We start from the raw sequence: 8,252 nt of genomic DNA, 5'->3' as shown, positions 1-8,252 counted from the left end.
CGTCGTCCGTGGCCGCGCTTCTTCAGCGCGTCGCGAAGGACTCGCGGGCGCGCGATGCCGCCGGCAAGCCGACGACGTTCTACACGGTGCACCTCGTGCTGCTGGTCATCGCGCTGGCGATCGCCGTCGCTGCGGTGGTCGCGGGGATCCTGCTGCTCGTCTGAGCGCGCCCGGCGTGGCGGCGCGCTCTGCCGGTGACGTGACGGCCTGGAGGCGTCGTGCCGGCTCGCCATGGGCTTCTGGTCCGCACGGTGCGGCTGTCGTCGGCTGGTGCGGCGTTGGTGGCTGGGTGCGGCGTTGCAAGCTGCCACGGTGCGCGGGACCGCGCACGGGCTGAGTGCGCGCGCACGGTGCGGGCCGGAGGCGCGGTGCCGTCCCGCCACGTTCCTCCCGTCCGCACAGTGCGGCTGTCGCCGGCTGGTGCGGCGTTGGTGGCTGGGTACGGCGTTACAAGCTGCCACGGTGCGCGGAACCGCGCACGGGGTGAGTACTCACGCACGGTGCGGACTGGAGGCGCGGTGCCGGTTCGCAACGTTCCTCCCGTCCGCACGGTGCGGCCGTCGTCGGCTGGTGCGGTGTTGGTGGCTGGGTGCGGCGTCACAAGCTGCCACGGTGCGCGGAACCGCGCACGGTGTTAGTACGCACGCACGGTGCGGACTGGAGGCGCGGTGCCGACCCGCCACGTTCCTCCCGTCCGCATGGGGTGAGGGGGTGCGCACGGTGCGGACCGGAGGCGCGGTGCCGGTCCGCCGCGGGCCTCCCGTCCGCACGGTGCGGCCGTCGCCGGCTGGGTGCGGCGCTAGAGGCTGTCACCGTGCGCGGGACCGCGCACGGTGTGAGTACGCACGCACGGTGCGGACTGGATGCGCGGTGCCGGGCCGCCGCGGGCCTCTCGTCCGCACGGTGCGGCCGTCGCCTGCTGGTGCGGCGTTGGTGGCTGGGTGCGGCGTTACAAGTTGACACGGTGCGCGGAACCGCGCACGGAGTGCGCAGGCGCGCACGGTGCACGTGTCACCAGCCGGTGCGGCGCCGGTCCGCATCGCGCCTGCCGCCGGCCGGAGCGGTGCCGGCCCGCCACACGCTTCCGGTCCCGCAGGCGATCGCGCCCGGCGGGCGCCCAGGACAGGGGAGCTCAGACCAGCGGGCGGCGCGCCGGTGTCAGGACTCCGACGGCAGCGGCGCGCCGAGGGCCCGGCGCAGCGCGAGGCCGGCGACCCGCTCGTCGGTCGTGTCGAGCAGCACCCGGTAGGTCTCCCCGGGCGTGACGAACTCGACGCACACCGCGTCGAAGTCGCACGGCTCGATCCGCCAGCCGCGCACGGCGTCCATGGGCACGGCGGTCAGGGCGTCCCGCTCGTAGCTGGTCTCGGCAGCGACACGGTCGTGGAAGACCCGGACACGGCCGAAGGTGCCGCGCCAGGTCAGCTGCAGGTCGAGCGTGGGGGAGACAGAAGGGTCCGGCACCCGCCGATCGTACCGACGGGTGCCGGACCCTCTCACACGCGTGCGGCGTGCGGTTTCGCTATCCGGACACTCGGGTCCGTGCGTGGTCCGCCGCGATCAGCGCCGACGGTCGGTGTCCGACCCGGCGTCGCCGGCCGAGGACGATCCTGACGCGTCGGCCGAGGACGACCCTGACGCGTCGTCCGCCGGAGCCGACGCTCCGGCACCGCGGCGCACCTGGTTCGCCGGGTCCCGGCCGGTCACCGGGTACGGACCGGTGATGCCCGAACGGAGCGAGGCGATGCGGAGGATGCGGTCGCGCTGCAGGAACCAGCCGAGGATGAGCAGCGGGATCACGATGATGAGGGACGCGATCGTGTACGTGCCGATCGGGTAGTCGATCGCCATCAGCACGATGACGGTCGCGAGGAACACCAGCGTCAGCCAGGACGTGTACGGCGCGCCCGGCAGCTTGAACGACGGCTCCTTCGCGAGCCCCTGCTTCGCCCACGAGCGGAGCTTCATCTGGCAGAGGATGATCGTGCCCCAGGCGGTGATGATGCCGAGGCTCGCGATGTTCAGCGCGATCTCGAACGCCTGCTTCGGCACGAAGAGGTTCAGGAAGACTCCGACCAGCGTGAACGCCGAGGTCAGCAGGATGCCCGCGAACGGCACGCCGCCCTTGGTCATCTTCGTGGTCCACTTCGGCGCCGAACCGTTCATGCCCATCGAGTGCAGCGCGCGACCGGTCGAGTAGAGCCCGGCGTTCAGCGAGGACAGCGCCGCCGTGAGCACGACGAAGTTCATGATCGATCCGACGACCTGGCCGACCTGCGGGTTGCCGATGGACGAGAAGAAGGTCACGAACGGGCTGACGCCGTCCTTGTACGACGTGTACGGCAGGAGCAGCGAGAGGAGGACGACCGAGCCGACGTAGAACACGGCGATGCGGAAGACGACCGAGTTGATCGCGCGGGGGATCACCTTCTCGGTGTCCTGCGTCTCGCCGGAGGCGGTGCCGACCAGCTCGATGGCGGCGTAGGCGAAGACGACACCCTGCACGACGAGGACCGCCGGCAGGAGTCCGGTCGGGAAGAGTCCGCCGTTGTCGGACCAGATGCTGAACCCGGTGCGGACCGTCTCGCCGCCCGTCTCGACCGGGAACGCGAAGACGAGCCAGACGAGGGCCACGATGAGGAAGGCCACCAGGGCGGCGACCTTGATGATCGCAAACCAGAACTCGAGCTCACCGAAGACCTTCACGGCGACGAGGTTGGCCGCCAACACGACGAGGAGCGCCGCGAGGGCGAGCGCCCACTGCGGCACCGCGCGCGGCCCGGCCCAGTAGTGCAGGTAGAGCGCGACGGCGGTGGTGTCCACGATCGACGTCATCGCCCAGTTGAGGAAGTACATCCACCCGGCGGCGTACGCGAACTTCTCACCGAAGAACTCGCGCGCGTAGGAGATGAACGACCCGGACGAGGGACGGTGCAGCACGAGCTCGCCGAGAGCCCGCAGGATGAAGAACGCGAAGACGCCCGCGATGAGGTAGACGACCGCCAGGGCCGGTCCCGCCGTGTGCAGTCGGCCACCCGCGCCGAGGAAGAGCCCGGTGCCGATCGCACCGCCGATGGCGATCATCTGCAGTTGCCGGGGCTTCAGACCGTGCTGGTAGCCCTCCTGCTCGTGCGAGAAGTCGTTCGCGGGCGCGCGGTCCACGCCGGTGTCGTTCTGCGCTGTCATGCGCGACACGCTACAGGTGCCCCGAACCGGGGTGGCACACAACCATGCGAGTCTCCTGGAATACAACGGACCGCTCACGATCCCGATCGTTGTCAGGGCGCGCGACACGCCGTGAACGGGGTACGCCGGTGCCGGGATTCCGGCGGACCCGGATTCGCGTCGGGGGACAACCGCCGATAGCCTTGAACGTCCCTTCAGGGACACCGACGATCAGGACGCGTCCACCGCAGCAGCACAGCGGGGGCCGTACGGTCGGCCGGACCGGGGCCGTCCCGAGTACGTCCCCCGCGTGCGTGATCGCTCGCCCTGCGCCGTTGCGCGGGCTCGATGCGATGCCGCCGAACACGGTGCCGGGCGACCCGTCCGCAACCACCGGTACCGCCGTGCGCCCACCGCGCCGCGGTCCCGCGAGGAGCACCGTTGACCATCGCACCACCCCAGGACCGGCGTGCCACCACGCCGGACGAACCCACCGGCGTGCCGGCTGTCCGCGTGCACGGCGCCTACAAGGTGTTCGGCCGCCGTCCAGGCGAGGCGGTCCGCCGGCTCGCAGCCGGCGCCACCCGTGACGAGGTCCGCGACCTCGGCTCCGCGGCCGTGATCGACGCGTCCTTCGACGTGCGTCCCGGCGAGATCTTCGTCGTCATGGGTCTGTCCGGCTCGGGCAAGTCGACGCTCATCCGCATGCTGAACGGCCTGCTCGAACCGACGGCGGGGAACGTCGAGATCGGCGGTCGCACCGTCACGGGGGCCACCCCGCGCCAGGTCCGCGACATCCGTCGGTCGAGCGTGTCGATGGTCTTCCAGCACTTCGCGCTGCTGCCGCACCGCACCGTGCTCGAGAACGTCGCGTTCGGCCTCGAGGTGAACGGCGTCGACAGGGCCACCCGGCTCGCCAAGGCCCGCGAGGTGATCGGCCTCGTCGGACTCGACGTCTGGGCGGACGCGAAGCCCGACGAGCTCTCCGGCGGCATGCAGCAGCGTGTCGGCATCGCCCGCGCCCTCGCCGCCGAGACCGACGTCCTGCTCATGGACGAGGCGTTCAGCGCACTCGACCCGCTGATCCGCCGCGAGATGCAGGAGCAGCTCGTCGACCTGCAGCAGCGACTCGGCAAGACGATCGTCTTCATCACCCACGACCTCAACGAGGCGATGTTCCTCGGCGACCGCATCGCCGTGATGCGCGACGGACGGATCGTGCAGATCGGATCGCCGGAGGAGATCCTCACCGACCCGGCGAACGACTACGTCGCCCAGTTCGTGCAGGACGTCGACCGCGCCCGGGTGCTCACCGCGTCGAGCGTCATGGAGCCCGCGCGCGCCGCGGTCCCGCTGACGGTCGGCCCCCGTGGCGCCCTCCGCACGATGCGCGACCTGCAGACGGCGGCGGTCTTCGTCACGGGACGCGGCCGGAAGCTCGAGGGCTGGGTCCGCGACCGGCACGTCATGCGCCAGGTCAAGGCCGGCGACACCGACCTCGACGCCATCGTGAACACCGAGTTCGCGCGCGTCGCGCCGGACACCGCGCTCACCGACCTGTTCGAACTCGCCGTCGAGTCACCGCTGCCGATCGCGGTCGTCGACGACGAGGGGCGCCTGCTCGGGGTCGTCCCGCGTGTGACGCTGCTCGCCGCCCTCGGCAACGTGCCGACCGCGACGATGCCCATCCCGGTGCTCGAACCGGTCACCCGGATCAGCGACTCCGACATGGACTCGACCCTCGCCGACGCCGGCGAGACGCCGCCCGGCGAGACGCCGCCCGGCGAGATGCCGCCCGCTGCCGCGACGCCGCCCGCCGCCACGACGCCCACCACCGAAGGAGACCACGCATGATCACCCCCGGTACCAACTCCTTCGGCGACTTCCACCTGCCCCTCGGCACCTGGGTGGCCGCGATCGTCGACTGGATCACCACCTACCTCTCCGGCTTCTTCGACGTCGTCCGCTACGTCTTCACCTGGATGGACGCGTGGATGGAGTACTTCCTCGCCACGCCGCCGTTCTGGGTCGTCGTCGCGGTCCTCGTCGTCCTCGCGTTCGTCGCCAAGGGCTGGAAGCTCGCGCTCGGCGCCGCCGTCGGCCTGCTCTTCATCGTCAGCGTCGGCCAGTGGACGAACGCGATGGACACCCTCGCGCTCGTGATCGTCGCCGCGGGCCTCGCGGTGGTGTTCAGCATCCCGCTCGGCATCTGGGCAGCCCGCTCCGACGCCGCGAGCCGGGTCATCCGGCCGGTGCTGGACTTCATGCAGACGACGCCCGCGTTCGTCTACCTCATCCCGGCGCTGCTGCTCTTCCGCGTCGGTGTCGTCCCCGGCATCGTCGCGACGATCGTGTTCGCGATGGCCCCCGGCGTCCGGCTCACCGAGCTCGGCATCCGTGGGGTCCCGAGCGAGGTCGTCGAGGCCGGCGCCGCGTTCGGCTCGAGCCCGTGGCGCATCCTCCGGCAGATCCAGCTGCCGCTCGCGAAGGCCAGCATCATGGCGGGGATCAACCAGGTCATCATGCTGTCGCTCTCGATGGTCGTCATCGCCGGCATGGTCGGCGCCGGCGGTCTGGGGGAGCAGATCGTCGCCTCGCTGAACCGCATCGACGTCGGTCTCGGAGCCGAGGCCGGCCTGTCGGTCGTGGTCCTGGCGATCCTGCTGGACCGTCTGACCGCAGCGCTCGGCGGCGACTCGGGCCGCGCCTCCAGGCTCTTCGGACGCCGGAAGCGCGCGACCGCGACCCCGAACGCGGCGACCGCGAACGCGGCGAGCGCGAGCGCGACCCCGTCCGCGGCGACCGCCCAGACCGCCGCCACCACCGAAGCGGTCACCGACCGCCCGACCGTCGACGCGTGAGGAAGGACCACACCATGAAGCGCACCAGCACCCCGCGCAACCGCACCCCGCGCACCCGCCGCGTCCTCGCCGCGGCCGCCCTCGCCGCCACCACCGCCCTCGGCCTGTCCGCCTGCATGCCGCCCGGCTACTACGGGGCATCGGGCACGGTCGACAACGGCGACCAGAAGTCGATGCACGTCGTCGTCTTCAACGGCTGGGACGAGGACACCGCCGCCAGCTACCTCTGGAAGCACGTCCTCGAGCAGCAGGGCTACGACGTCCAGCTCACCAACTCCGACGTCGCGCCGGCCTACACGGGCCTCGCGTCCGGCGACTACGACGTCGTGTTCGACACCTGGCTGCCGAACACGCACAAGGAGTACATGGACACGTACGGCAAGGACCTGACGGACCTCGGCGCGTGGAACGAGCAGGCGTCCCTCGAGCTCGCCGTGCCGGAGTACTCCGACATCGACTCGATCGACGAGCTCAAGGCGAAGGCGTCGGACTTCGGCAACAGGATCGTCGGCATCGAGCCCGCAGCCGGCGAGACGAAGGTGGTGCAGGACCAGGTGATCCCGCAGTACGGCCTCGACGGCATGGACTTCGTCACGAGCTCGACGCCGGCGATGCTCGCCGACCTCAAGGCCGCCATCGCGAAGCAGCAGGACGTCGTCGTGACGCTGTGGCGTCCGCACTGGGCGTACGACGCCTTCCCGATCAAGGATCTCGAGGACCCGAAGGGCGCTCTCGGCAAGAACGAGGAGATCCACACGATCGCCAAGAAGGACTTCGGCGACGACTTCCCGCAGGCGTCGAAGTGGATGGAGGACTTCGAGATGGACTCCGACACGCTCTACTCCCTCGAGAACGCGCTCGTGAACAGCGGCGCGAAGACGAGCGAGTACCCCGCGATCACCGCGAAGTGGGCGTCCGAGCACCAGGACTACGTGGACTCGCTCACGTCGACGGAGTAGCAGCAGCCCCGGCCAGGAGGCGCGGTGCCGGTCCGGCACCGCGCCTCCCGTCGTGGGGGCGGTCGCGTTCCTGGGCGAGGCCCGCCGCGGGTTGCTTCGATGGAGGGATGGACATCCTCCTCCGGCTCCTCGTCGCGGTCGGGTTCGCGCTGCTCATCACCGCCGTCGCGGCACTCGTCACCCACCTCGTCTTCCGATCACTCGCCAGACGGGAACGCTGGGCGTCCGTCCTCTCCCGCCGCGTGAAGCACCCCTTCCGGACGGTGCTGCTCATCGCCATGACCTGGACCGCGTTCGCGACGAGCATCCCGGACACCAGCGCGTACCCGTGGCGCGACGAGGTCTCGCACGTGTTCCTCATCGCCGTCATCGGCACCGGCTGCTGGTTGGCGTGCGAGGTCGCGATCTTCCTCGAGAGCCTCGGGCTGCACCGCTACCGCACCGACGTCCCCGACAACCGCGTCGCCCGACGCGTGAAGACCCAGGTGCTGGTGCTCCGACGGCTGACGGTCGCCGTGCTCGTCATCATCGCGGTCGGGGCCATCCTGCTCACCTTCCCCGGGGTCGAGGCCGCGGGTGCGAGTGTCCTGGCCTCCGCCGGACTCATCTCGGTCATCGCCGGACTCGCGGCGCAGTCGACGCTCGGCAACGTGTTCGCCGGCATGCAGCTCGCGTTCTCCGGGTCGATCCGGGTCGACGACGTCGTGGTGGTCGAGCAGCAGTGGGGGCGGATCGAGGAGATCACGCTGACCTACGTCGTCGTGCACCTCTGGGACGACCGACGCTTCGTGCTCCCGTCGACCTACTTCACGAGCACCCCGTTCGAGAACTGGACGCGGACGAACAGCGAACTGCTCGGCGCCGTCGAGTTCGACCTCGACTGGCGGGTCCGCCCGGGTGACATGCGCGCCGAGCTCGAGCGGATCCTCGAGCGCACCGAGCTGTGGGACCGCCGGGTGCAGGTGCTCCAGGTCACCGACGCCGTCCAGGGGTTCGTGCACGTCCGGGTGCTCGTCACCGCACACGACGCACCGGCGCTCTTCGACCTGCGCTGCTACGTCCGCGAGGAACTCGTCGCCTGGATCCAGCGCACCCACCCCGACGCCCAGCCGGTGCAGCGCGTGCTCATGGTCGAGGACGTCGCCCAGCCCCGGGGACGGAGCGCGTCGACCGCGGCGTCCTCCGCGCTCTTCGGTGGGGACCACGACGACCGCGCGGCGATGTTCACCGGGCCGATCAGCACGTCCGACGTCCGTCCCTCCGACGG

Annotated in this window: 7 protein-coding genes; 5 read left to right on the top strand and 2 right to left on the bottom strand. The window is 70.9% G+C overall.

Annotation, left to right across the window (positions count from 1 at the left end):
* Positions 1–8: 8 nt before the first annotated feature.
* Positions 9–164: an SCO4848 family membrane protein gene (locus I5E_RS26810; RefSeq protein WP_369007682.1), complete on the top strand. Its 156-nt coding sequence runs from the start codon at positions 9–11 to the stop codon at positions 162–164.
* A 994-nt stretch (positions 165–1,158) separates the two neighbouring features.
* Here I5E_RS26810 and I5E_RS00095 read toward each other — a convergent pair.
* The gene (locus tag I5E_RS00095; protein ID WP_022905206.1) at positions 1,159–1,464 is read right to left on the bottom strand and encodes a hypothetical protein; all 306 of its coding nucleotides are present in this window, start codon (positions 1,462–1,464) and stop codon (positions 1,159–1,161) included.
* Between the two features lie 96 nt (positions 1,465–1,560).
* A complete protein-coding gene (locus tag I5E_RS00090) occupies positions 1,561–3,186 on the bottom strand; it encodes an amino acid permease (RefSeq protein WP_022905205.1) in 1,626 nt (541 codons plus the stop codon).
* A 426-nt stretch (positions 3,187–3,612) separates the two neighbouring features.
* Here I5E_RS00090 and I5E_RS00085 point away from each other — a divergent pair, with 426 nt between their 5' ends.
* The 4 genes from I5E_RS00085 to I5E_RS00070 all read left to right on the top strand — a co-directional run.
* On the top strand, positions 3,613–5,019 hold the full coding sequence (locus tag I5E_RS00085) for a betaine/proline/choline family ABC transporter ATP-binding protein (protein WP_031260796.1): 1,407 nt from the start codon (positions 3,613–3,615) through the stop codon (positions 5,017–5,019).
* Positions 5,016–6,026: an ABC transporter permease gene (locus I5E_RS00080; RefSeq protein ID WP_042723418.1), complete on the top strand. Its 1,011-nt coding sequence runs from the start codon at positions 5,016–5,018 to the stop codon at positions 6,024–6,026. Before I5E_RS00085 ends, I5E_RS00080 begins: the two co-directional genes overlap by 4 nt.
* Positions 6,027–6,040: 14 nt before the next feature.
* On the top strand, positions 6,041–6,985 hold the full coding sequence (locus tag I5E_RS00075; RefSeq protein WP_031260792.1) for a glycine betaine ABC transporter substrate-binding protein: 945 nt from the start codon (positions 6,041–6,043) through the stop codon (positions 6,983–6,985).
* 107 nt (positions 6,986–7,092) lie between these two features.
* On the top strand, positions 7,093–8,252 hold a 1,160-nt coding region (locus I5E_RS00070; protein ID WP_022905203.1), incomplete at its 3' end, for a mechanosensitive ion channel family protein.

It is taken from the genome of Curtobacterium sp. B18 (assembly GCF_000333375.1).
Classification (GTDB): domain Bacteria; phylum Actinomycetota; class Actinomycetes; order Actinomycetales; family Microbacteriaceae; genus Curtobacterium.
This window is presented reverse-complemented; position numbering and strand designations above follow the sequence as displayed.

Excerpts from the sequence above, each read along its gene's own strand:
- I5E_RS00090 (WP_022905205.1), bottom strand. The coding sequence starts at position 3,186 with ATGACAGCGCAGAACGACACCGGCGTGGACCGCGCGCCCGCGAACGAC.
- I5E_RS00080 (WP_042723418.1), top strand. The coding sequence starts at position 5,016 with ATGATCACCCCCGGTACCAACTCCTTCGGCGACTTCCACCTGCCCCTC.
- I5E_RS00075 (WP_031260792.1), top strand. The coding sequence starts at position 6,041 with ATGAAGCGCACCAGCACCCCGCGCAACCGCACCCCGCGCACCCGCCGC.